Consider the following 22,459-nt stretch of genomic DNA (forward strand, 5'->3'; position numbering starts at 1 on the left):
GACCAGTTCCGGCGGCATCTCGGCCAGCCCCTGCGCGCCGTTGCCCAGATCGACCGGCGCATCGGCATGCTCGAGATAGCGCCAGCCCTGGTGCGCGCGCTTGGGACGCGCCTGGACGAGGACCAGTGCGGCGTCGATGTGGATGGCGACGCGACCGCCCTCCGCTTCGCCGAAGTGCAGGATCGCCGATCGTGCGACGAGCTGGTGCTTGATGATCCAGAACAGCGAACCTTGGCCCGAAACTTCCTCGTGGCGCTTGGGCAGGTATCGGGTGGTCAGGAACAGCGGACCATCGGTGGCGCGCTGCGCCAGCCGCTCGGCGAGATGCTCGACGCTCGGATTGCCGAAAGCGACTTTAGTGAGGTGGAGGGGCACGCATTTCAAATGGGCGCGAGGCTATCAGGCGCCAAGTCCCCACAGGCTGGCGAGGCCGAGAAACGAGAAGAAGCCCATCACATCCGTCATCGTTGTCACAAACACCGCCGACGAGACCGCGGGGTCTATGTCGAGCTTGTCGAGCGTGACCGGAACCAGCACCCCGGCGAGCCCGGCGGTGAGATTGTTGATCAGCATTGCCATGGCGATAACCAGCGACAGATCGCGATTGTGAAAGATCACAAAGGTGCCAGCGCCGATCAGCAGCGCCAGTGCGGTGCCGTTTGCAGCGGCGATGCGGAACTCGCGCAGAACCATCCGCCGGGTATTGGAACTGGTCAGCTGGTTGGTCGCCAGTGCGCGCACGACCACCGCGAGCGTCTGCGTTCCCGCATTGCCACCCATTCCCGATACGATCGGCATCAGCACCGCAAGTAGCGCGAAGGTGGCGATCTCACGCTGAAACAGGCCGACGACCGATGCCGCGAGAATGGCGGTGCCGAGATTGACGACCAGCCAGGTCAGCCGAGTGCGCACGGTCAGGCGAATCGGTTCGTTGATGTCGCCCTCGCCCGCACCCGACAGGCGCAAGACGTCTTCGCCCGCCTCCTGCTGGATGATGTGGACGATGTCGTCGACGGTGATCATCCCGACCAGCCGCCCGCCGCCGTCGGTGACCGCGGCGGATATCAACGCATATTTCTGGAAGCGCAGCGCGACCTCCTCCTGGTCCATGTCGACCGGGATCAGCGTTTGTTCGCGCTTCATCACGTCGCGCATCGCGATGCTGCGCGGGGTGCGCAGGATCCACGACAATTGACATGTGCCGACCGGCTTGTGCGCCGGATCGACGACGAAGATCTCCCAGAAATCGGTGGTCAGTTCCTCGTGCCCGCGCAGGTAGTCGATCGCGTCGCCCACTGTCCAATGTTCGGGCACCGCGATCAGCTCGCGCTGCATCAGGCGGCCGGCGGACTCCTCGGGGTAGGAAAGCGCTTCCTCGATTGCGGCGCGGTCGTCGGGGTCGAGCGCGCGCAGCACCGCGCGCTGCTCGTCCTCGTCCATGTCCTCGATGATCGCGACCGCGTCGTCGGTATCGAGCTCGGACGCCAGGTCCGCGACTTCGGTCGGGGTCAGCGCGTCGATCAGGTCCTCGCGGACATAATCGTTCATTTCCGCGAAGACGTCGCCGTCGAGCAGGTCGCTGACCGCATGCGCCAGCGCGGCGCGATCCTCGTGCGGGGTCAGCTCGAACAGGTCGGCGATGTCGGCGGGGTGGAGCGGCTCGACCAGCGCGCGCGCGCCCTCGGTGTCGCCCGCCTCGACCGCGTCGAGGACGGCGCGGACGAATTCGGGCTTCAGCCGGTCGTCCTCGTCCAGCTGCTCGACGTCCGCTTCGGGGAGTTCGGTTTCGGTCACGCGTGCCTCCCGCCGCCTTGCGGCACATCAACCTTGCTGCGGTGCGGCGGCCTTACCGCGCGTGGATGCGATTTGCCAGCCGGGGGCAGCGTCCCTATCTGCGCCTCCGACCTTTCCCCGTGGAGTTTAATGTAATGGCCGATACCCCGAGCACCTTGACCCTTACGCTGGATGAGGGCGACGTGACGATCAAACTGCGTTCCGATTTGGCCCCGAACCACGTTGCCCGGATCGCCGAACTGGCGAACGACGGTTTCTACGACGGCGTCGTGTTCCACCGCGTGATCCCGGGCTTCATGGCGCAGGGCGGCGACCCGACCGGGACCGGCACCAGCGGATCGGACAAGCCCAATCTGAAGCAGGAGTTCTCGTCCGAGCCGCACGTGCGTGGCATTTGCTCGATGGCGCGGACGAGCGATCCGGATTCGGCCAATTCGCAATTCTTCATCGTCTTCGACGACGCTAAGTTTCTGGATAAGCAATATACCGTCTGGGGCGAAGTGACCGGCGGCATGGAGCTGATCGACGCGCTGCCGACCGGCGAGCCGCCGCGGTCGCCGGGAAAGATCGTCAAGGCGCGGGCTGCCTGAGATTTCTCCCCTCCCGTTTGCGGGAGGGGCAGGCGGCGCAGCCGCCGGGGTGGGCCTGAGCGCGACCGTCGAAATCGGAGCCTGCCCACCCCGCGCTTTGCGCCGCCCCTCCCGCTTGCGGGAGGGGATAAAGTCAGGCAGCGCCTACCGTGGCTATGAGCCAGTCGTGGAACAGCTTCACCGGCCTGGTCAGCAGCGCGCGCGGGCGACAGACGAACCAATAGCTGTACGGGCTCTCGACCTCGATCCCGAAGAGCTGGACAAGGCGGGGGTCGTTGGCGTCCTCGAAATGGCTGGCGTGCATGAACGCGACGCCCAGGCCCTGCGCCGCCGCCTCCAGCATCAGCGCGCCCGAATCGAACATGTCGACCGCCAGTGGTTCGATGTCCTCCAGCCCCGCCGCGTCGCGCCACGCGGTGAAGGTGTCGGGCATGTCGCGGTGGACGAGCGCGGACAGGCCCGCGAGCTGCGCCGGGTCGGTGATCGGCGTCTTGCCCTCAAGCAGTGCCCTGGCGCCGATGACGTAGACCGAATTGCGGTCGAGCCGCTTGGCGTAGAGCGTCGGGTCGATGTCGCGGGCGAGCGCGATGGCCGCGTCGAGCCCTTCGCCCAACCGCGAGATGCCGTGACCGGCAGTGTCGATGTCGAGGTGGAGCTCGGGATGCGCCGCACGCAGCTCGCCCAGGCGTGGGAACAGCCGCTGCGAGGCGTAGAGCGGCAGGATGCCGAGACGCAGGCGCAGCACTTCGGTGCTGCTGGTCATCGCCTCGACCGCGTCCGACAGCTGATCGAGCACGGGGGCGATCTGCGCGAGCAGGCGTTCGCCGTCGGTATTGGCGACCATCGCCTGATGGCGACGGTCGAAGAGTGGCTTGCCGATGAAGCGTTCGAGGCTCTGGACGCGGCGGCTGAGCGCGGGCGCGGACAGCGCGAGTTCGGCGGCCGCGGCCTTGGCCGAGCCGAGCCGCGCGACCTGAACGAACGCCTCGATCGCGCCCAAGGGAGGAAGCCTGCGCATGGGTTACGGGTTTGTGCGCTGCATCATGCGGTACAATCTGTCGTGGAGGCCCATAGGTTGCAAGTTGCGAATGCAAATTTCGCAAGCGCGATAAATCCGTTCGCACTTGCAACATATTCCGCGGCACGGCATTCAGACGGTGCCTTTCAGGCATCCTCTCCTAAAAACTTTCGAGGGCCGGTCGTTTGCGACCGGCCTTTTTTTCCGTTCGCGTCGTGCCGATGCGAGGCGGGGAACCTGCTTCCCATCTCGCGCGCTTCGCGGCTGACGAGAGGAATCCCATGCCCGACAGCGAACCCCCGAGCCGCCGCATCCAGGTGGCCAACAGCCGGCCCGAGGATTCGGGGCGCGGCCTGGCGCATCTGCCGCGCGCGCTGATGGCGGCGTTGCACGTGGGCGAGGGCGACGTGATCGAGATCGTCGGCAAGCAGTCGACGCCCGCGCGCGTGGTCGGGCCGTATCCGGAGGACGAGGGGCTGGACCTGCTCCGCATCGACGGGCTTCAGCGCGCCAACGCAGGCGTCGGATCGGGCGATTTCGTCGAGGTGCGCAAGGCCGATTCGAAGCCCGCGACCCGCGTCGTGTTTGCGCCCGCGCAGCAGAATCTGCGGCTGCAAGGGTCGACCAACGCGCTCAAGCGCACCTTCCTAGGACGGCCGTTCTGCCAAGGCGACGTGGTCGCGACCGCGGGGCACCAGCGGGTGTCGGACATGCCCCCCAACGTGCAGCGCTTCATGAACGCGCCGGCGTACGCGCTCCAGGAGATCAGGCTGTCGGTCGTCTCGGCGAGCCCCAAGGGGATCGTCCATATCGACGAGCATACCGAAATCGAGTTGCTGCCCGAATATACCGAGCCGCAGGCGGCGCGGCGCGCGGACGTCACCTACGACGACATCGGCGGGATGGCGACGACGATCGATCAGTTGCGCGAGATGGTCGAGCTGCCGCTGCGCTATCCCGAGCTATTCCAGCGCCTCGGCGTCGATCCGCCCAAAGGCGTGCTGCTCCACGGGCCCCCCGGCACCGGCAAGACCCGGCTCGCGCGCGCGGTGGCGAACGAGAGCGATGCGCAATTCTTCCTGATCAACGGCCCGGAAATCATGGGATCGGCGTACGGCCAGTCCGAAGGGCAATTGCGCGAGGTGTTCGAGCAGGCGGCCAAGGCTGCGCCGTCGATCGTCTTCATCGACGAGATCGACTCGATCGCGCCCAAGCGGGGTCAGGTGCAGGGGGAGGCCGAAAAGCGGCTGGTCGCGCAGCTGCTGACGCTGATGGACGGGCTGGAGGCACGCGCCAATCTGGTGGTGATCGCCGCCACGAACCGGCCCGAGGCGATCGACGAGGCGCTCAGGCGGCCCGGGCGGTTCGACCGCGAGATCGTCGTCGGCGTGCCGGACGAGCGCGGGCGGCGCGAAATCCTGGGCATCCACACCCGCGGCATGCCGATCGGCGACAAGGTCGACCTGAACGAGCTTGCGCGCACGACCTATGGCTTCGTCGGGGCCGACTTGGCGGCGCTGGCGCGCGAGGCGGCGATTGAGGCGATCCGCCGGATCATGCCGCAGCTGAACCTGCAGGACCGGACGGTGCCGGCCGAGGTGCTCGACACGCTGTCGGTGACGCGCGAGGATTTCCTCGAGGCGTTGAAGCGCGTCCAGCCGTCGGCGATGCGCGAGGTGATGGTGCAGGCGCCGACCGTGCGCTGGGAGGATGTCGGCGGGCTCGACGATGCTCAGATGCGGCTGAAGGAAGGCGTCGAGCTGCCACTCAAGAACCCCGATGCGTTCCGGCGATTGGGGATACGCCCGGCCAAGGGGTTCCTGCTCTACGGTCCGCCGGGGACGGGCAAGACGCTGCTGGCGAAGGCGGTGGCGCGTGAGGCGGAGGCGAACTTCATCGCGACCAAGTCGAGCGACCTGCTGAGCAAATGGTATGGCGAAAGCGAGCAGCAGATCGCGCGGTTGTTCAGCCGTGCGCGGCAGGTCGCGCCGACGGTGATCTTCATCGACGAGCTCGATTCGCTGGTCCCTGCGCGCGGGAGCGGTGCGGGCGAGCCGCAGGTGACCGAGCGGGTGGTCAACACGATCCTGGCCGAGATGGACGGGCTGGAGGAACTCCAGTCGGTGGTGGTGATCGGTGCGACCAACCGGCCCAACCTGGTCGATCCGGCGCTGCTCAGGCCGGGACGGTTCGACGAGCTCGTCTATGTGGGCGTGCCCTCCGAGGCGGGGCGCGTGCGTATCCTCGCGATCCAGACCGGCAAGATGCCGCTGGGTCCCGACGTCGACCTGGCGCGGGTGGCGGCGCGGACCGATCGCTTCACCGGCGCCGACCTGGAGGATGTCGTCCGGCGCGCCGGGCTCGTGGCGCTGCGCCGCGACATCGCCGCGACCAGCGTGACGATGGCCGACTTCGAGGAAGCGCTGACCGAATCGCGCGCGAGCGTCACCGCCGAAATGGAGCGCGACTACGAACAGATGTCGGCCCGGCTGAAGCAGGATGCGGCGGCATTGCAGCCGATCGGGTTCGGCATGCCGGCCCTGCCGGGGCCGAAGGGAGCGGGATAGGCTATCGCTGCTCGTTCAGCGCCACCCAGCAATAGCCGATCATCACCAGGCATGCGGCGCCAGCGGTGAGGTACGGCAGCGAATGTTGCGCTTCGTACAGGCCGACGCCGATCGATGGGCCGAGGACGAAGCTGGCGCCGTTGATGCTGGTGACCTTGCCCGCCACCGAGCCCTGCGCCGCCGCGCCCACCGCCAGGCTGGAACCCGCGGTGAAGCCGGGGCGCGTGAAGCCGAAGCCGAGGCTCGCCAAGGCATAGGCAGTGGCGATGCCGTAGAGCGAGGTCGCGAGACCGGTCAGCGCGGTGCCCACCGCGGCGATCGCTAGGCCGACCAGGACCAGCTTGCGCGGGGTCAGCGACAGCCGCGGGATCACCCCCCATTGCGCGAGCAGCGCCGCGCCCGCGCCCATCATCAGGACCAGCCCGGTCGGCTGGAGCGCCTGCGCGGGGGGCACGCCGAGACGGTCGATGACGAGAAAGCCGATCGCCTGTCCTGTCATCGCCTGCGCATGGCCCATCACCAGTCCCGCGATCATCCAGGCACGGATGCGCGGGTCGGTGTAGCCGACGCGTTCGGTATGCGACTGGGTCGCGGCGGTGACGGTCGCGCCGGTCGGCGCGCCCCCGATCGAGGGGTAGGCGCTACTGGTGCCGTGACCGGCGTGCGCGCCTCTGCGATCGTCGGGAAGCGTCCGCCGGACAGTGATCCACACGCCGACCCCGAAGGCGGCGAAGACGAAGGCGGGCCCGGCTAATCCGACATCGACACGGCCGATGTGCCCGAGGATCAGGTAGGGCGCGATCGCGGGGCCCAGGATGGTGCCGAGCCCGAAGGCGGAGGCGAGCAGCGTCAGCGCCTTCGTGCGTTCCTCGCGCGTCGTCTCGCCCGCGACCAGCGCCTGCACCGCGGGCGGCGCCGCCGCGCCGAAGGTGCCATAGATCAGCCGGCCGCCGATAAACGCGCCGAATGCTGCCGCGCCGCTGATCCACCCGTTGATCCCGGCGAGCAGGAACAGCCCGCACACGGTCAGCGATACCGAAAAGCCGCCGACCCCGAGCAGGATCATCGCGCGCCTGCCGTGGCGGTCCGAACGGTTTGCCCAGAAGGGCGCGGCAATCACCCACAACAGCGCCGACACCGAAAAGGCGGCGGCAACCGCGCTGTCGGCGACACCCAATGACCGGCCGAGCGCGGGCAGCACCGATTGCAGCGCGGTGTTGCCCGCCGCGATCGTCAGCATGACAAGGAACATGAGCGGAAAGGTGCGCTGCGCGGTCATGCGCGCGATCCGTAGGAGCGCGCCACGTCCGCGACCGCGACTTCACCCGTCCGGTCTCGATGCGCGCCGTCCTGCATATGCGGCGAAGTGCGCCGGTTTCGGGCATCCATGCAACCCCGGTGCTTGAAAGGTGTTTGCGAAACGTGCGACGGACTCGGCCGCCGTCGACCAGGAACAGGATGTCCATGCCCAGCACGACCACCGCCGCGCGCCGTGCGCGCGCCCGTACGCCGGGCATGCCGACTCCGTGGCAGATGTTCTTCCAGCAATTCCTGAAACATCCGGTGATGGTGGGATCGATCGTGCCGTCGTCCGATCGGCTGATCCGCAAGATGCTCGGTCCGGTCGACTGGGCCCACACCAAGCTGTTCGTCGAATACGGCCCCGGTGTGGGGACATTCTGCCGCCCGATCCTGGAGCTGATGGCGCCCGATGCGCAGCTGATCGTGATCGACACCAATGCCGATTTCATTCGGTATCTGCGCCACACGATCACCGATCCGCGCTTCTTCGCGGTCCACGGATCGGCGGCCGAGGTTGAGCGGATCGTCCGGGATCACGGGCACGAGCATGCCGACTATGTTCTGTCGGGGCTGCCCTTCTCGACGCTTCCCCCCGGCGTCGGCCCGGCGATCGCATCGGGAACGCACCGGGTGCTTCGCGAGGGCGGGGCGTTCCTCGTGTATCAGTTCTCGCCGCGGGTAAAGGATTTCCTCGACCCGCACTTTTCAGACATCGACCACGATATGGAATGGTGGAACGTGCCGCCGGCGCAGCTGTATTGGGGGTGGAAGACGGGCGAAGGCGCGGCCACACCCGCCCCGGTGCGCGGCTAGCCGCGCAGCGCCCGGCTCGGTCGACGGGTCGGCGCTGCCGAACCTGATCGACGGCGGCTTTGCCGTCGTCCGCTTGAGAACCAGCCTCTCGCCCCAACAGTCCGCCTACTCGTCGATCCCGAAGTTCAGCCCACGCGAGACGCCCGGATCGATCACCGCCACGAGGAAATATGCGGCCAAGTGGCGCAGCCGCTGCACCCAACCCGTCGCACGGTAGGATTCGACGGTAACCTCGCACGATCGCGCCACCTCGTTATCGACATAGCCGCGGACGTGGTCGGCGAACGCGGCATCCTCGATGCGCAACATCAGTTCGAGGTTGATGAACAGGCTGCGCATGTCGAAATTGGCGGAGCCGATGTAGACCGCGTCGTCGACGACGTAGAGCTTGGTGTGCAGCTTGGCCGGCTGGTATTCGAAGATGCGTACGCCCTTGCGCAGCAATCCGGCGTAGCTGAAGCGTGCTGCCGCTATGGTGGCACTGTTGTCGGATTTGGCGGCGGTGACGATGCGGACGCGCTTGGCGGCGCGTCCGGCGCGCTTGATGCGGCGCAGGATGAGCGGGCTGGGCGTGAAATATCCCGCGATCACGTCGATGCAAGTGCCCGCCGCAATGTCGGTGCGCAGCGCACGCGCCCAAGGCGAGAGCTTGCGCGTCGGCCCGCCGATCAGCCAGCGCAGCCGCCCCTCCGCCTCGCTGAAGCGCGCCAACGTGCGGTTGAGCGGACGGACTTTCGGGTGGCCGGTGATCGCTTCTTGCAGCGTATCGAAATACGGTGCCATCCGCGCGGCGGCGGAACCTTCGACGAGAAGGCCCAGGTCGCGCCACGCGTATTCGGCGAGCGTGCCGAAATAATCGTCCTCGACGTTGAAGCCGCCGATGATGATCCGCTGCTCGTCGGCGAGCGCAAGCTTCTGGTGATTGCGCAGCAGGTAGCGGCGGCCGAAACGCGCGGAAAAGCGGCACACCGATCCGCCCGCGGCTTCGAGCGGCGCGAAGAACGAATTGTCGACCGGGCTCCCGAAGCCGTCGACGATCAGCGCGACCCGGACGCCGCGCGCAGCAGCGGCGGTGAGCGCGGCGTTGACCCGGCGGCCGGTCTCGTCGTCGGCGTAGATGTAATAAAGGATGCGCAAAGACTCCCGTGCACCGTCAATCAGCTTCAGCAGCGCGTCGAGACGGCGCGGGCCGGTGTCGAGCAGAGTGAGGCGATTGCCGTCGACCTCGAAGGTCGGCTGAGCGGGGGCGTCCTGTAGGTCCGGCATCCCCCGCAGCGATGGCCGACGCGGGCGCGGGCGGCAACCCCCTCCGCAAGCTGGACTTGGCCCCCTTCCTTGACTCGATGGCCCTTCGCGGCTAGGCGCCCGCCTTTCCCCATCGTTAGACAACGAAGGACACGGCATGGCACGCGTCACCGTCGAGGATTGCGTCGACAAGATTCCCAACCGGTTCGATCTGGTGCTGTTCGCGGCACAGCGGGCGCGGCAGATATCGGGCGGCGCGGACCTGACGATCGATCGTGACCGCGACAAGAACCCGGTCGTGGCGCTGCGCGAGATCGCCGACCAGACGGTGCGCCCCAAGCATCTCGAAGAGACCGCGATCAGCAGCCTGCAAAAGGTCCAGATCGACGACGAGGACGAGGTGGATGCGGTGGGCTCGCTGTCGGCATCGGCCGAGGCGTTGCGTCTGACCGCGGCGGCGCCGCCGCGCAACCAGAACCTGGGCGGCGATTACGAAGGCTGACCGCTGAGTGGCGCCGGGCCATCCGGCGGCAACGTTCGGTCCGCGGCACGTCGTCCATCGCGCTGCACGAGCAGGATGCACCCGCCGGCGATCACCAGGGCCACGGCGAGCAGCCTGAACATGGCCGCAAAGCCGTAGTTCGGCACCAGCCACAGCGTCAGCAGCGGCGCGACGACGGACGGCAGCGTGTTCGCCAGGTTCAGGATGCCCAAATCGCGTCCGCGGTGGCGGGATGAGGGCAGCAGCTCCATCGCATACGTAGCGTGGAGCGCTACGAACACCGCACTGCCCGCGGCGAAGAAGACGAACCCGGTCGCGCGGGCATCGAAGCCGGTCGCCGATGCCATGATTGCCAGACCGACGGCCGCTGCCAGCGATGCTGCGACCAGGAAGGGTTTGCGCCGGCCGCTCCGGTCGGACAGCATGCCCAGCCGTAACGCGACCGGGAGTGCGAGCACCGCGGCGGCGGCCGAGAGTCGCGCAACCCCGGCCTCCGACAGCGGCGCGGAGACGGCCTCGAAATAATAAAGCAGCACGCCGAACACCGTGCCGCCGGCGATCTGGACGATCAGCCGAGCAGTCCATAGCAGCGCGAAATCGGTTCGAGCGGCCTTCACGCGCACTTCGTCTTGCTTCATTTCGCGCGTTCGGACGATGGGGGGTATGCGCAGGATCAGGACGGGTGCGACCGCGGCCACCATCATCGCGCAGACCACGCCCAGCCGCATCCAGCCGGCGGAGAAGGCCGGCGCCGTCGCGACGACGCCGGCGAGCGCGCCGACCGGGGGGCCGCTGGCGAGCAATCCGCCGAGCAGGCCTTTGCGCCCGTCCGGCACCGCCTCCGCAGCCCAGGCGGCGAGCGGTGCGAGCAGCATGTTGAGCGCGCATTGATAGGTGGCGACCGCAACGACCATCGCTGCAGGAGATGCGGCTGCGTGGATGAGCGCGTAGCTGGCGAGCGTCAAACCCAGCCCTGTGGCAGCCCACCCGCGCCGCGTGCCCGTGGCATCGCTGGCCCAGCCGACCGTGACATTGGCGATGCTCGCGGCGATCGCGCCGGCCAGCGTGGCAGCGGCGAGCCACGCCACGCGATCGGCGCCCGCCAGTTCGGCCATTCTCGACGGCAGCAGCACGGTGAGCAGGGGAACATAGGCGATTACCCCGCCGACGTTGGCGACCGCCAGGAGCATCACCGGCCGGTCCTGCCGAATGTCGATGCGCAGAGTCAGCGGCCCGGCCAGGCGGCAGTGCGACGCGGCATCGGCTCAGTCCGTCGACAGGTCGACATAGGAGACCACGTCGTTGCTGGTTTGCAGGAACAGATCCGCCTGCATCTCGGCCGGGTATGTCGCGGCGGCCGCCAGTGCGTCGCGCAAAGGTCCGTACAGCAAGGTTGTCGCCGATCCGCTGTCGGTATCGAGATGATACAGCCGCACGATATCGTCGTCACTGGTTGTCCGCATGGCGCCACGATGCGGCGGGCAGACGTCGCTCGCAAGACCCGACACGCCGAAATGGCCAATCCGGCGCGGTCCCGCTAAAGGCACCGCTGACATGCTGCGCATCACCGACCTTGCCTTGCCGCTGCACCATGCCCAAGAATCGTTGCAATCCGCGGTCTGCAAACGGCTGCGGATCGGGCCGCGCGAGCTGATTCGCTTCGCCATTGCGAGGCGGGCGCACGATGCGCGGGACAAGGCGGACATCCGGCTCGTCTATTCGGTCGACGTCACGTTGCGCGACGAAGCGGCGATCCTGAACCGCTTCCGCAAGGATCGCCATGTCGGGCGGACCCCGGACACGCGCTATCGCTTCGTCGCCCCGGCGGCGATCGATCACGCAGGCGCGCGACCGGTGGTGGTCGGTGCTGGGCCATGCGGGCTGTTCGCGGGGCTGATCCTGGCGCAGATGGGCCTGCGCCCGATCATCCTGGACCGCGGCAAGGTGGTGCGCGAACGCACCCGTGACACCTGGGCGCTGTGGCGGCGCGGCGAGCTGAACCCCGAATCCAACGTGCAGTTCGGCGAGGGCGGTGCAGGCACGTTCTCGGACGGCAAGCTGTGGAGCCAGATCCAGGACCCCCGCCATCTCGGGCGCAAGGTGCTGAGCGAGTTCGTGCGCGCCGGTGCACCGCCCGAGATCCTGACCGATGCGCATCCGCATATCGGCACCTTCCGCCTGGTGACGATGGTCGAGCAGATGCGGCGGACGATCGAGGCGCTGGGCGGCGAATACCGCTTCGAGCACCGCGTCGAGGGCCTCGACATCGCGACCGATGCCGCTGGCGGGCGGCGGGTGCGCGGCGTGCGGCTGCATACCGGCGAGCAGATCGACGCCGATCACGTCGTCCTCGCGGTCGGGCACAGCGCGCGCGATACCTTTGCGATGCTGCACGAAGCGGGCGTGCAGGTGGAGGCCAAGCCGTTCTCGATCGGGGTGCGGATCGAACATCCGCAATCGTGGATCGACCAGGCACGATTCGGTCCGTGCGCGGGGCACCCGGACCTGGGCGCCGCATCGTACAGCCTGTCGCATCACTGCGCGGGTGGCCGCACCGCCTACAGCTTCTGCATGTGTCCGGGCGGCACCGTCGTCGCCGCGACCTCGGAAGCCGGTCGGGTCGCCACCAACGGCATGAGCCAATATTCGCGCAACGAGCGCAACGCCAATTCGGGGCTGGTCGTCGGCATCGATCCGGCGCGCGACTATCCCGGCCATCCGCTGGCCGGAATCGACCTGCAACGCCATTGGGAGTCGCGCGCGTTCGTCGCGGGCGGGTCGAGCTATGCGGCACCCGCGCAGACGCTCGGCGATTTCCTGGCGGGGCGCCCGTCGCGTACGCTCGGCAGCGTCGTTCCTTCGTACCGGCCGGGAGTCACCCCGACCGATCTGGCGGCGTGCCTGCCCGATTTCGTCGTCGCGGCCTTGCGCGAGGCGCTGCCGGTCTTCGGGCGGCTGGTGCCGGGATACGATCACCCCGACGCGGTGCTGACCGGGGTGGAGACGCGGACCTCGTCGCCGGTGCGGATCGCGCGGGGCCAGGATTTCCAGAGCCTCAACACCGCCGGGCTGTTCCCGGCGGGAGAGGGCGCGGGCTATGCGGGGGGCATCCTGTCGGCCGGGGTCGACGGCATCAAGGTCGCCGAGGCGGTCGCGCTGGCGATGGGCGAATGGAACCCTCAGAGCCCCAGCGTGCGTACGACCCCAAGCATCAGCCAGTAGAGCAGCCCCGCCAGCAGCATCGCGGCGGGCAGCGTCAGCACCCAGGCGAGCGCCATGTTGCGCACCGTGCGCAGCTGCAGCCCGGCGCCGTTCGCCACCGAGGCGCCCGCTACGCCCGACGACAGGATGTGCGTGGTCGACACCGGCATGCCGAAGCGCTCGGCGAGCAGGATCGTCGCGGCGGCGACCAGCTCGGCCGATGCGCCCATGCCGTAGGTCAGGTGGGTCTTGCCGATCCGCTCGCCCACGGTGACGACGATCCGCTTCCACCCGACCATCGTGCCGAGCCCCAGCGCAAGCGCCACTGCGACCTTGACCCATCCGGGAATGTAGCGGGTGCCTTCCTCCAACCGCCCCGCATAGGCCTTGACCGCGTCGAGCTCGGCGGCGGTCATGCGGGTGCGCGTCGCCCCGTCCTTCTGGACCAGCGCGGAGGCGTCGAGGACGAGGTACATGTCGTTGCGCAGATTGGGAGTCGCAGCGGCGGGAACCTTGCCGAGCGAGCCGTAGCCCGCGATCCGGCCGGACACGTCGTCCGACAGCGCCGCCAGTGCGGCAAAGGTCTGCGCCGCCGCCACGCGGCGCGCACGCAACGCGTCGGTCAGCGTTTCGCGCGCCTGCGCGGGCGTGGCGGACAGGCCGCGCGACTGTCGCGCGAAGGCGCCTTGCGCGGCCGCAGAGGCCTGGACGAACGCCGGGGTCGCGCTCTCGGGCACGGTGCGGTTGAGCGCATAGGCGGTCGGCGCGCAGCCGATCAGGATCAGCATGATCAGCCCCATGCCCTTCTGCCCATCGTTGCCGCCGTGCGCGAAGCTGACCGCGGTGCACGTGAAGATCAGCAGCGCACGGATGCCGCGCGGCGGCGGCTGGTTCGCGGCGGGCTCGCGGTAGAGCTCGGGCCGCGGCAGCATCCGCTTCATGACGAGCAATAGCACGAAGGCGCCCGCGAAGCCGACGAGCGGACTGACCAGCAGGGTCACCAGCACCTTTTCGGCCTGGCTCCAGTCGACCCCGGCGGTGCCCGCTGGGTCGCTCGACAGCAGCTGGTTGGCCAGGCCGACGCCGAGGATCGACCCGATCAGCGCATGGCTCGATGAATTGGGCAGGCCGACGATCCATGTCGCCAGGTTCCACCCGACCGCGGCGAGCAGCAGCGCGAAGATCATCGCATAGCCCGCGGCGCTGCCGACATGGAGGACCAGGTCGACGGGCAGCAGCGTGACGATCGAATAGGCGACCGCTCCCGACGAGACGAGCACGCCGAGGAAATTGAAGACGCCCGACCACAGCACCGCAAGCGGCGCGGGCATCGCATGGGTGTAGATCACCGTCGCGACCGCGTTGGCGGTATCGTGGAAGCCGTTGACGAATTCGAACCCCAGCGCGATCACGAGCGCCAGCCCCAGGAAGAGGAAGGCGCCGGTCGCCAGGCGTTCGCCGACCTGGCTGGTATCGGCGAGAATGCTGAACCCCGCATAGAGCAGCCCGCCCGCCAGCACGCCCGCGAACAGCCAGCGCCCGGCCGGGTGAAGCTGCGCATCGAGCCGCGGGCCGCGCCGCGGAGCCGAGTCCGCGGCGGCGTGGAAGGTGGTGGCCATGCTCCATCCATCGGCCTTGCGTGCGACACTTTCGTGACGGTGGCCTGAGGGCCAGCCGCGGCTCAGGCGGTCCAGGCCGACAGGTCGTCCTCCTGCGCGATCAGTGCCAGTCCATGCGCGATCGAGGTCAGCTCGCCGCCCGACGCGATCTTCGCCTCTCCGAAGCGGGCGGTGAACAGCGCCCGGACCGCGGGCACCAGCGAGGTGCCGCCGGTCAGGAAGACGCGGTCGATGTCCCCTTGCTGTACGCCCGCATCGGCCAGCGCGGTGTCGATCGTGGCCGCGATGGCAGCGACGTCTACGGCAATCCAGCCCTCGAACTCGGCGCGGGTCACCGCCGCCTCGATTTCGAACCCAGCGCCTGCGAAGCGGAACGTCGCGCGTTCGTCCTGCGACAGCGCGCGCTTCAACTGCCCGACCGCGTCGTACAGCGGAAAGGCCAGCTCCTCCTCGATCACCGCGATCATCCGCGCGATCGCCTCAGGATCGAGCGCGCTGCGCTTCAGCCGCGCGAGTTCGTCAAGCGTACGGCGATTGCGCATCAGCGCGAGCCGCGACCAGTCGGCGAAATCGGCGAAATAGCTGCGGGGGATTTCGAGCACCTTGTCGAAAGAGCGGTAATTGCCGCCCTTGCCGAGTCGCGGCAGGACGAGGCGGTCGACGATCCGGTAATCGAACCGGTCGCCCGCCAGGCCGATGCCCGCATGACCCAGCGGCTCGCAGCGTCGCGCGGCCCCCGGCGCCGCCACGCGCACCACCGAGAAATCGCTGGTGCCGCCGCCGAAGTCGGCGACCAGCAGCGTCGCGGGCTCGGTCAGTCGCGACGCATAGCTGAACGCGGCGGCGAGGGGCTCGTAGACGTAGCCGACCTCCTCCGCGAACCCGGCGAACATCGCGTCGCAGCGGCGGCGTGCGAGCGCGGCGTCGGGCCTGGCGCCGGCATATTCGACCGGTCGGCCGACGACCACGCGGTCGAGCCGGTCGAGTTCGCCGCCCGCGTGCGCGGCCATGCGTTCGAGGAAGATCGCGCCCAGTTCCTCGAACCGGAACCGTTTGTGGAAAACCGAGGCGGTATCGAACGAGGCGCTGGCGGCGACCGACTTGAACGATTGCAGGAAGCGGCTGTCGGAGGGGAATTCGAGATATTCGCGGATCGCGGATGGCCCCGCCTCGACCGAGAGGCCGCTGTCGGCTGCGCCGCCGTGCCAGAAGCACAAGGCCGAGCGGAACACCGCATCGGCCTTGTCCGCGTCCGAGCCCGCCAGATCGAGGAGTCGCGGCTGTCCGTCCGCGCCCGCCAGCGCCGCGACGCTGTTGGTCGTTCCGAAATCGAGCCCCGCCACGCGGCGGCCGGTCATCGCGCCGGCTCCGCGACCGGTGCCATCCGCGGCTGGAACAAGCGCCCATCCTCGACCACGTACACGATGACGAGGGTGGCCAGCCCGATGCCGAGATAGCCGATCGCCAGCGGATAGGTGGTGCCGTCGAACGACTGCCCGATCGCCGAGCCGACCGCAACCGCGCCCAGGCTGGAAATGAAGCCCTGCACCGAGGACGCGGTGCCCGCGATGTGGCCGACCGGCTCCATCGCCATTGCGCCGAAATTGGACCCGCACAGGCCGATGCACGTCATGCTGAGCGCCTGGAACACCATGTAGCTCGGTAGCGTCTCCAGCCCTGCGCGCGCGACCGCCAGATGCGCGAGCGAGAGCAGGATGAGGGCGAAAAGCCCGGCTTGCGAGATCAGCCGCGTGCCGAGCCGTTCCACCAGCCGGCTGTTCGCGAACGATGCTGCGCCCATTGCGGCGGCGCAGACGGCGAAGAGCAAGGTGAATCGGCTGCCGACGTGAAAGGTGTCGGTGAACACCTGCGGCGCCGAGGAGACAAAGGCGATGATGCCGCCGAAGGTGAGCGAGGCGGCGAGCGCATAGCCGATCGAATAGCGGTTGGTGAGGGTCAGCCGGTAGGCATAGCCGAGCGATGCGAACGAGATCGGCACGCGGCGCTCGCGCGGCAGCGTTTCGGGCATGCGCAGCAGCGACCAGGCGAGCACGACCGCGGCAAAGGCGGCAAGCGCGTAGAAGATGAACCGCCACGGCCCCAGTGCCAGCAGCGCCTGCCCCATGCTGGGTGCCAGGATCGGCACCAGGAAGAAGATCATCTGCGCGACCGACGAGATGCGCGCCATACGACGCCCCGAGTAGCTGTCGCGCACGATCGCCACCGCCAGCACGCGCGTGGAGGCCGACATCAGCCCCTGGAGCACGCGCGCGCCGATCAGCGCGGGAAAGGTCTGCGCGCCCGCGGCAAAGACGCTTGCGGCGAGGAAGCCGGCCAATGTCAGGACCAGGATCGGCTTGCGCCCGTAACGGTCGGCGAGCGGCCCGTAGACTAGCTGGCCCAGGCCGAAGCCGAAGAGATAGGCGGTGACGATCCACTGCCGCGCATTGGCATCCGCAACACCCAGATCGCGACCGATCGCGGGCAGCGCGGGAAGCATGAGGTCGACGCCAAGCGCGTTCACCGCCATGATCGCGGCGATGAAGGCGACGAACTCGCGGCGGTGCACGCCGGGATGGGGCACGCCGGGCTGGGGCTGGGGATCGGTCATTGGGGGGCGGTTAGGGGCAAGCGGCGCCAAGTGCCAGCGCGCGGTCAGCCCGAATTTCTGAGCGCGGTAGCGATCGCGTTGATCGACAGCAGGATGCCTTCACCGATGCGTGGATCGCCCTCGCCCGCGCGGTGACGCTTCATCAGCTCGATCTGGAGGAGGTTGAGCGGCTCGATATAGGGCAGGCGCAGGCGGATCGATGCGTCGAGCGCGGGGTGCCGCTCGAGCAGCCGCGACTGGCCGGTGGCGGCCAGCAGGGTGTCGTGGGTGCGGTGCCAGCCTTCGCGGATGGTCGTGAAGATGCCGCGCACCGCATCGTCCTCGACCAGCGCGGCGTAGCGCGCGGCAATGCCCATGTCGGACTTGGCGAGGACCATCTCCATGTTGGCGAGGGTGGCGGCGAACAGCGGCCAACCGATCGACATTTCTCGTAGCAGTCCGTGATCCTCGAAGGCTTGGAGGGCGTGGCCGACGCCGTACCAGCCGGGCAGCATGACGCGCGCCTGCGCCCAGCTGAATACCCAGGGGATGGCGCGCAGGTCCTCGATCCGGTCGGATTTGGTGCGGCTGGCCGGGCGGCTGCCGATGTTGAGCCCGGCGATCTCGGCGATCGGAGTCATCTGGCGGAAGAAGGTGCGGAAGCCTTCCGTCCCATATACCAGGTCGCGGTACGCCTTGAACGCGGTGCCCGAGATCTCGTCCATCGCGGCCGAAAAGCGAATAGTCTCGGCCGGGGAGAGGCGTTCGGGTTCCAGCGTGGCGAGCAGCGTCGCCGACGTCATCGCTTCCAGATTGGCGATCGCCGACTCCCGGGTGCCGTATTTGCCCGCGATCACCTCGCCCTGTTCGGTGATGCGGATGCGGCCCTGGACGGTGCCTGCGGGCTGCGCGCGGATCGCCGGAAACGCCGAACCGCCGCCGCGCCCGACCGCGCCGCCGCGACCGTGGAACAGCTGCATGGCCGTCCCCGCCGCCGCGAACACCGGCTTGAACGCGGTTGACGCCTTGGACAGGCTCCAGGTGCTGGTCAGGTAGCCGCCGTCCTTGTTGCTGTCGGAATAGCCGATCATCACTTCCTGATGGCCGCGTGCCTTGGTGATGGCGGCGATCTCCGGGAGCGCGAAATACGCAGCCATGATCGCGGGGCCGGCTTCGAGGTCCTCGATCGTCTCGAACAGCGGCACCGCCATGATCGCGCACGTCGCCGGATCGCCGGGACGGTAGAGACCGGCTTCCTTGAGCAGCAGGTGGATTTCGAGCAGGTCGCTGACCGACTTGCCCATCGAGACGATGTAATTGACAATCGCCTGCGGGCCGTAAGCGGCATGCGCATCCGCCGCGGCCTGGACGATCGCGAGTTCGGAGGCGGTTTCTTCGGAATAGGTGTTGAAGCGGCTGGCGAGCGGGCGTGCGTTGGCGAGCTCTCGGCGCAGCAGCACGACGCGGGCGTCCTCGTCGAGCGCGGCGTAATCGGCTTCGACCCCGGCGACCGCGAGCAACTCGGCAACGACGCGTTCGTGGACTGCGCTATTCTGGCGAAGGTCGAGGGTGGCGAGATGGAAGCCGAAGGTCTCGACCGAACGGATCAGCCGCCCGAGGGCGCCGCTGCCTGCAAGCGGTCCGTTGCCGCCGATTTCCAGCGCATGCGCGACCGCCACGAGATCGCGGCGGAAGGACTTCGGGTCGCCGTACGGTTCGCCGCTCAGCGCACCGGGGCGCGGCGCGGGCTTGCCGGTCAGTGTCAGATGGGTGGCCGCGAGACGGGCGTAGATGCCCGATAGCGCACGGCGGTACGGTTCGTCGCTACGGCTCGCGGCCGAATCGCCGCTGGCTTCGGCCAGCGTGGCGACCGCGTCGTCGACGCTGGCATGCTCGGCGGAGATCGACAGTTCGGCGCCGAGCGCGTGGACCTGGTCGAGGTAATGGCCGAGTACCGCTTCGGACGCCTTGGCGAGCGCGACTTTCAGCGAATCGGCGGTGACGTAAGGGTTGCCGTCGCGGTCGCCGCCGATCCAGCTGCCGGGACGCAGGAAGCTAGGCACGCGCGCACCCAGCACGCGGTCCCAGCGTTGGTAGAGCGCGGGGAGCGCGGGCAGGAACACGTCGCGCAGGTAGCTGAGCGCGGTCTCGACCTCGTCGGTGACGTAGAGGCGTTCGCGACGCAGCACGCGGGTCTGCCACAGCAGCGCGATCTGGCGCAGGATGGCCTCGTCCACCGTATCGCCGTCCGGGGTGGTGGTGGCGCCGGTGTCCTTGATCGCCAGCAGCTGCGCGATGCGGTTGCGGTGGTCGATCATGCTCTTGCGGCGCACCTCGGTGGGGTGCGCGGTCAGCACGGGGGCGATCAGCGCATGGTCGAGCAGGTGCAGCACCGCGTCGCGGCCGACGCCCTGGCGTTCCAGGGTCGCGAGCGCGGATGCGAGGTCGGCACCCTCCTCGACTGCGACGCCCTGGCGGTCCTCGGCAAGATTGGCGAGCATCGAGAACAGCATGAAGCCGCGGACGAAATCGAGCGTCTCGTCGAGCCGGAGGCGATCGAGGCCGAGGTCGACCGTTCCGGCGTCGTCGCCTGCACCGTGGCCCCCGCCGTCGCCCCCGCCGTCGCGATGCCGCTCGACCGAGGCCTTGCGGATCGCCTCGGTCGCCTCGAACAATCGCTCGCCGCCATAAGCTCGGATGACGTCGCCGAGAAGCGTGCCGAGGAAGCGGACGTCGGCGTTGTTCGCGACGGGAGGCAGGGCGAGGGGAGGGGTAGCCATGCAGGCGATGCTGCATTGCGGCACGCCCGGGGTCAATCGCGCGTTTTGCGTGCGGTCGAAGGCGCTACTCGCGTCGCGCGTCGACGCGTTCGTCCGAAGTCAGCGTGCCGTCGTGGTTCAGGTCCATCGCGTCGAAACGTGCGATCGTGCCTTCGGCGAATTCGCTCGACGTGATCTTGTCGTCGCCGTTGCGATCGAGCCGCATCAGCTGCGACCGGGTGCGCGGCATCTCGGCGCCGCTGAGGATGCCGTTGCCGTCGCGGTCGAGGTTGGCGAAGCGGCGCTGTTGCGCGCCGCCGAAGTCGACCCGGGTGATCAGCGACGGCGGCACGAAGCCCGCGGCGTGCGCATCCGCCCGCGCGCGTTCCTCCGCCTTGTCGGAGCAGGCTCCCAGAAGCACTGGCGCGAACACCGCCGCCGCCATCACGATCGCAACCCGCATCACGTCTCCGCTTCCCTTATGCCTCCAGCTCGATGTCCCAGTAGAGCCAGTCGCGCCACGTGTCGTGGAGATAGTGCGGCGGAAAGCTGCGGCCGTGCTCCTGGAGGTGCCAGCTGGTCGGGCGGATCGGTTCGAGATGAAGCGGCATGTGCGCCTGCCTGGGCGTGCGCCCGCCCTTCTTGAGGTTGCACGGCGCGCACGCGGTGACGACATTCTCCCAGGTCGTGCGGCCCCCTTGCGCGCGGGGGATCACATGGTCGAAGGTCAGGTCCTTGGGGCTGCTGCAATATTGGCAGGCGAAGCGATCGCGCAGGAACAGGTTGAAGCGGGTGAAGGCGGGGAATTGCGATGGCTTCACGAACTGCTTGAGCGCGATCACCGACGGCAGTTTCAGCGCGGTGGTGGCGCTCCTCACCTCCCGCTCGTAGTGCGCGACGATGTCCACGCGATCGAGAAATACCGCCTTGACCGCGGTCTGCCACGGCCAGACGGAGAGCGGGTAATAGCTGAGCGGGGTATAATCGGCGTTGAGGACGAGCGCGGGACAGCCGTCCGGATGGCGGATCAGGTCGGGATGAAACACTGGCCCTCCCTCTTGCGGGTCGCATCCGCGTGTTGGCGCGGGCACGTGACGGGGCCATGACAGCATGAGCGCAGACTCTGGGTCAACCCCCGTGGTGACGCGGTTCGCCCCGTCGCCGACCGGCAGACTGCACATGGGGCATGCGGCGTCGGCGATCCGGGCCCACGATTTCGCGCGCGCGCGGGGCGGGCGGTTCCTGCTGCGGATCGAGGATATCGACGGGACGCGGAGCCGGCCGGAGCATGTCGCGACGATCCGGGAGGATCTGGCATGGCTAGGGCTGGACTGGGACGATCTGACCTTTCAGTCGGATCGGCTCGGGCTGTACGCCGCGGCACTGGAGCGGCTGAAGGAGACGGGCGTGCTCTACCCCTGTGTCTGCACGCGGGCGGACATCGCGGCGGCGAGCCTGGCGCCGCACGGGCCGGAGCCGGTCTATCCGGGGACGTGCCGCGGCAAGGATTGCGCGATGCACGCGCCGCACGCCTGGCGGATCGACATGGCGCGTGCGGTGCCGATTACGGGGCCGCTCGCCTGGTGGGATGAGACGGCCGGCACCGTCCGATGCGAGGCGCTGGCGCAGGGTGATGTGGTGCTGGCGCGCAAGGATGCACCGGCGAGCTACCATCTCGCGGTGACGGTCGACGATGCGGCGCAAGGGGTGACGGATGTGGTGCGCGGCGTCGACCTGTTTTCCGCGACCCACGTCCACCGCCTGCTGCAGGCGCTGCTCGGGCTGCCGACGCCGGCCTACCACCACCATACGCTCCTGACCGGAGCCGATGGCGAGCGGCTGGCCAAGCGTCACGGGGCCCCGGCGCTGGCTGCGATGCGAGAGGCCGGGGCTGATGGACTCGCGCTGGCGGAGCGGCTGCGCGCCACTGGATTTTCGGGCGTGAACGCTTAGATTACAGCCATGAACACCTTCCTCGTCATCCTGCTCATCGCCGCCATGATCGCCACGGTGGCGGCGTTGGTGCGCGGGGTCATCTCATTCCTGCAAGAGAGCCATGCGCAGGTCCGCAGCGGCGACGGGCCGAGTGCCGCGTCGCTCAAGTCAAACCGGATGATGCAGCAGCGCATCTTCTTTCAGGCGCTGGCGGTCCTGATCGTTGTCGTGATCCTGTTCGCGGCGGGGCGGACCTGAGTTTGGTCAAGCTCACAAAAATCTACACCCGGACCGGCGACGACGGCACCACGGGCCTGGTTGACGGATCGCGGGTCGCCAAGGATGACGCGCGGTTGCAGGCGATCGGCGATGTGGACGAGGCGACCAGCGTGCTGGGCGTCGCGATCGTCGCGGTGGACGGGAGCCTCGCCGAGGCGCTGACGCGAGTCCAGAACGACCTGTTCGACCTCGGTGCGGACCTGGCGACGCCGGGTGACGATTTCACCCCGTCCGAGATGGTCCTG

21 protein-coding genes are annotated in these 22,459 nt (G+C 68.5%); 8 read left to right on the forward strand and 13 right to left on the reverse strand.

The window, feature by feature from the left end; translation table 11 throughout:
• Window positions 1-375: DUF1489 family protein (locus ACE5C1_RS04870; protein WP_374942939.1), on the reverse strand; the 375-nt coding region annotated here is incomplete at its 3' end.
• A gap of 24 nt (window positions 376-399) precedes the next feature.
• Window positions 400-1,794 (reverse strand): magnesium transporter, encoded by a 1,395-nt coding sequence (gene mgtE, locus ACE5C1_RS04875; protein ID WP_374942940.1) that lies wholly within the window; start codon window positions 1,792-1,794, stop codon window positions 400-402.
• A gap of 134 nt (window positions 1,795-1,928) precedes the next feature.
• Here mgtE and ACE5C1_RS04880 point away from each other — a divergent pair, with 134 nt between their 5' ends.
• Window positions 1,929-2,384, forward strand: coding sequence for a peptidylprolyl isomerase (locus ACE5C1_RS04880; RefSeq protein ID WP_374942941.1), 456 nt, complete (start codon window positions 1,929-1,931; stop codon window positions 2,382-2,384).
• A 133-nt stretch (window positions 2,385-2,517) separates the two neighbouring features.
• On the opposite strand, the gene ACE5C1_RS04885 is transcribed toward ACE5C1_RS04880, so the two are convergent.
• Window positions 2,518-3,402 carry a LysR substrate-binding domain-containing protein gene (locus ACE5C1_RS04885; protein WP_374942942.1) on the reverse strand — a complete coding sequence of 295 codons (885 nt, stop codon included), beginning with the start codon at window positions 3,400-3,402 and terminating at the stop codon, window positions 2,518-2,520.
• A 281-nt stretch (window positions 3,403-3,683) separates the two neighbouring features.
• Here ACE5C1_RS04885 and ACE5C1_RS04890 point away from each other — a divergent pair, with 281 nt between their 5' ends.
• Window positions 3,684-5,969 carry a CDC48 family AAA ATPase gene (locus ACE5C1_RS04890; protein WP_374942943.1) on the forward strand — a complete coding sequence of 762 codons (2,286 nt, stop codon included), beginning with the start codon at window positions 3,684-3,686 and terminating at the stop codon, window positions 5,967-5,969.
• A 1-nt stretch (window position 5,970) separates the two neighbouring features.
• Here the strand turns inward: ACE5C1_RS04890 and ACE5C1_RS04895 are convergent, their stop codons facing one another.
• The gene (locus tag ACE5C1_RS04895) at window positions 5,971-7,248 is read right to left on the reverse strand and encodes an MFS transporter (protein WP_374942944.1); all 1,278 of its coding nucleotides are present in this window, start codon (window positions 7,246-7,248) and stop codon (window positions 5,971-5,973) included.
• 185 nt (window positions 7,249-7,433) lie between these two features.
• Between ACE5C1_RS04895 and ACE5C1_RS04900 the strand changes: the two genes are divergently transcribed.
• Window positions 7,434-8,084, forward strand: coding sequence for a class I SAM-dependent methyltransferase (locus ACE5C1_RS04900; protein ID WP_374942945.1), 651 nt, complete (start codon window positions 7,434-7,436; stop codon window positions 8,082-8,084).
• Window positions 8,085-8,189: 105 nt separating this feature from the next.
• On the opposite strand, the gene ACE5C1_RS04905 is transcribed toward ACE5C1_RS04900, so the two are convergent.
• Window positions 8,190-9,350 carry a phosphatidylserine/phosphatidylglycerophosphate/cardiolipin synthase family protein gene (locus ACE5C1_RS04905; protein ID WP_374942946.1) on the reverse strand — a complete coding sequence of 387 codons (1,161 nt, stop codon included), beginning with the start codon at window positions 9,348-9,350 and terminating at the stop codon, window positions 8,190-8,192.
• Window positions 9,351-9,486: 136 nt separating this feature from the next.
• Here ACE5C1_RS04905 and rpoZ point away from each other — a divergent pair, with 136 nt between their 5' ends.
• Window positions 9,487-9,831, forward strand: a complete 345-nt coding sequence (gene rpoZ / locus ACE5C1_RS04910) for a DNA-directed RNA polymerase subunit omega (RefSeq protein WP_374942947.1) — start codon at window positions 9,487-9,489, stop codon at window positions 9,829-9,831.
• Here rpoZ and ACE5C1_RS04915 read toward each other — a convergent pair.
• Together ACE5C1_RS04915 and ACE5C1_RS04920 are read right to left on the reverse strand one after the other, a co-directional pair.
• The gene (locus ACE5C1_RS04915) at window positions 9,819-11,021 is read right to left on the reverse strand and encodes an MFS transporter (protein WP_374942959.1); all 1,203 of its coding nucleotides are present in this window, start codon (window positions 11,019-11,021) and stop codon (window positions 9,819-9,821) included. The two genes, rpoZ and ACE5C1_RS04915, sit on opposite strands and share 13 nt — an antisense overlap.
• Before the next feature lie 75 nt (window positions 11,022-11,096).
• Window positions 11,097-11,294, reverse strand: coding sequence for a hypothetical protein (locus ACE5C1_RS04920; RefSeq protein ID WP_374942948.1), 198 nt, complete (start codon window positions 11,292-11,294; stop codon window positions 11,097-11,099).
• 91 nt (window positions 11,295-11,385) lie between these two features.
• On the opposite strand from ACE5C1_RS04920, the gene ACE5C1_RS04925 reads away from it, so the two are divergent.
• Entirely contained in the window at window positions 11,386-13,053 is a 1,668-nt protein-coding gene (locus tag ACE5C1_RS04925; RefSeq protein ID WP_374942949.1) for an NAD(P)/FAD-dependent oxidoreductase, read from the forward strand.
• On the opposite strand, the gene ACE5C1_RS04930 is transcribed toward ACE5C1_RS04925, so the two are convergent.
• The 6 genes from ACE5C1_RS04930 to ACE5C1_RS04955 all read right to left on the reverse strand — a co-directional run bounded on the left by ACE5C1_RS04930 (window position 13,011) and on the right by ACE5C1_RS04955 (window position 21,046).
• Window positions 13,011-14,651 carry an inorganic phosphate transporter gene (locus ACE5C1_RS04930; protein ID WP_374942950.1) on the reverse strand — a complete coding sequence of 547 codons (1,641 nt, stop codon included), beginning with the start codon at window positions 14,649-14,651 and terminating at the stop codon, window positions 13,011-13,013. The two genes, ACE5C1_RS04925 and ACE5C1_RS04930, sit on opposite strands and share 43 nt — an antisense overlap.
• Window positions 14,652-14,713: 62 nt before the next feature.
• Window positions 14,714-16,009, reverse strand: a complete 1,296-nt coding sequence (locus ACE5C1_RS04935; protein WP_374942951.1) for an Hsp70 family protein — start codon at window positions 16,007-16,009, stop codon at window positions 14,714-14,716.
• Entirely contained in the window at window positions 16,006-17,262 is a 1,257-nt protein-coding gene (locus ACE5C1_RS04940) for a multidrug effflux MFS transporter (RefSeq protein WP_374942952.1), read from the reverse strand. Before ACE5C1_RS04940 ends, ACE5C1_RS04935 begins: the two co-directional genes overlap by 4 nt.
• A 44-nt stretch (window positions 17,263-17,306) precedes the next feature.
• Complete coding sequence (ppc, locus tag ACE5C1_RS04945; protein WP_374942953.1) at window positions 17,307-20,021, reverse strand: phosphoenolpyruvate carboxylase; 2,715 nt, start codon at window positions 20,019-20,021, stop codon at window positions 17,307-17,309.
• Window positions 20,022-20,085: 64 nt separating this feature from the next.
• Window positions 20,086-20,463, reverse strand: a complete 378-nt coding sequence (locus ACE5C1_RS04950; RefSeq protein WP_374942954.1) for a hypothetical protein — start codon at window positions 20,461-20,463, stop codon at window positions 20,086-20,088.
• A 16-nt stretch (window positions 20,464-20,479) separates the two neighbouring features.
• Window positions 20,480-21,046 (reverse strand): HNH endonuclease, encoded by a 567-nt coding sequence (locus ACE5C1_RS04955; RefSeq protein ID WP_374942955.1) that lies wholly within the window; start codon window positions 21,044-21,046, stop codon window positions 20,480-20,482.
• 64 nt (window positions 21,047-21,110) lie between these two features.
• Here ACE5C1_RS04955 and gluQRS point away from each other — a divergent pair, with 64 nt between their 5' ends.
• The 3 genes from gluQRS to ACE5C1_RS04970 all read left to right on the forward strand — a co-directional run.
• Entirely contained in the window at window positions 21,111-21,953 is an 843-nt protein-coding gene (gene gluQRS, locus ACE5C1_RS04960) for a tRNA glutamyl-Q(34) synthetase GluQRS (protein WP_374942956.1), read from the forward strand.
• Window positions 21,954-21,962: 9 nt separating this feature from the next.
• On the forward strand, window positions 21,963-22,193 hold the full coding sequence (locus ACE5C1_RS04965) for a twin transmembrane helix small protein (RefSeq protein WP_374942957.1): 231 nt from the start codon (window positions 21,963-21,965) through the stop codon (window positions 22,191-22,193).
• 2 nt (window positions 22,194-22,195) lie between these two features.
• The coding region (locus ACE5C1_RS04970) for an ATP:cob(I)alamin adenosyltransferase (RefSeq protein ID WP_374942958.1) at window positions 22,196-22,459 on the forward strand (264 nt) is incomplete at its 3' end.

Source organism: Sphingomonas sp., from assembly GCF_964263785.1.
In the GTDB taxonomy this organism is placed as follows: Bacteria; Pseudomonadota; Alphaproteobacteria; order Sphingomonadales; family Sphingomonadaceae; genus Sphingomonas.

What these genes read in the sequence shown, in the direction of transcription:
- ACE5C1_RS04915 (WP_374942959.1), bottom strand. Translation starts at nt 11,021, where the DNA reads ATGCTCCTGGCGGTCGCCAACGTCGGCGGGGTAATCGCCTATGTTCCC.
- ACE5C1_RS04905 (WP_374942946.1), bottom strand. Translation starts at nt 9,350, where the DNA reads ATGCCGGACCTACAGGACGCCCCCGCTCAGCCGACCTTCGAGGTCGAC.
- ACE5C1_RS04950 (WP_374942954.1), bottom strand. Translation starts at nt 20,463, where the DNA reads ATGCGGGTTGCGATCGTGATGGCGGCGGCGGTGTTCGCGCCAGTGCTT.
- ACE5C1_RS04925 (WP_374942949.1), top strand. Translation starts at nt 11,386, where the DNA reads ATGCTGCGCATCACCGACCTTGCCTTGCCGCTGCACCATGCCCAAGAA.
- ACE5C1_RS04930 (WP_374942950.1), bottom strand. Translation starts at nt 14,651, where the DNA reads ATGGCCACCACCTTCCACGCCGCCGCGGACTCGGCTCCGCGGCGCGGC.
- ACE5C1_RS04940 (WP_374942952.1), bottom strand. Translation starts at nt 17,262, where the DNA reads ATGACCGATCCCCAGCCCCAGCCCGGCGTGCCCCATCCCGGCGTGCAC.
- ACE5C1_RS04965 (WP_374942957.1), top strand. Translation starts at nt 21,963, where the DNA reads ATGAACACCTTCCTCGTCATCCTGCTCATCGCCGCCATGATCGCCACG.
- ACE5C1_RS04935 (WP_374942951.1), bottom strand. Translation starts at nt 16,009, where the DNA reads ATGACCGGCCGCCGCGTGGCGGGGCTCGATTTCGGAACGACCAACAGC.
- gluQRS (WP_374942956.1), top strand. Translation starts at nt 21,111, where the DNA reads ATGAGCGCAGACTCTGGGTCAACCCCCGTGGTGACGCGGTTCGCCCCG.
- ACE5C1_RS04890 (WP_374942943.1), top strand. Translation starts at nt 3,684, where the DNA reads ATGCCCGACAGCGAACCCCCGAGCCGCCGCATCCAGGTGGCCAACAGC.
- ACE5C1_RS04895 (WP_374942944.1), bottom strand. Translation starts at nt 7,248, where the DNA reads ATGACCGCGCAGCGCACCTTTCCGCTCATGTTCCTTGTCATGCTGACG.
- ppc (WP_374942953.1), bottom strand. Translation starts at nt 20,021, where the DNA reads ATGGCTACCCCTCCCCTCGCCCTGCCTCCCGTCGCGAACAACGCCGAC.
- rpoZ (WP_374942947.1), top strand. Translation starts at nt 9,487, where the DNA reads ATGGCACGCGTCACCGTCGAGGATTGCGTCGACAAGATTCCCAACCGG.
- ACE5C1_RS04900 (WP_374942945.1), top strand. Translation starts at nt 7,434, where the DNA reads ATGCCCAGCACGACCACCGCCGCGCGCCGTGCGCGCGCCCGTACGCCG.
- ACE5C1_RS04880 (WP_374942941.1), top strand. Translation starts at nt 1,929, where the DNA reads ATGGCCGATACCCCGAGCACCTTGACCCTTACGCTGGATGAGGGCGAC.
- ACE5C1_RS04920 (WP_374942948.1), bottom strand. Translation starts at nt 11,294, where the DNA reads ATGCGGACAACCAGTGACGACGATATCGTGCGGCTGTATCATCTCGAT.
- ACE5C1_RS04885 (WP_374942942.1), bottom strand. Translation starts at nt 3,402, where the DNA reads ATGCGCAGGCTTCCTCCCTTGGGCGCGATCGAGGCGTTCGTTCAGGTC.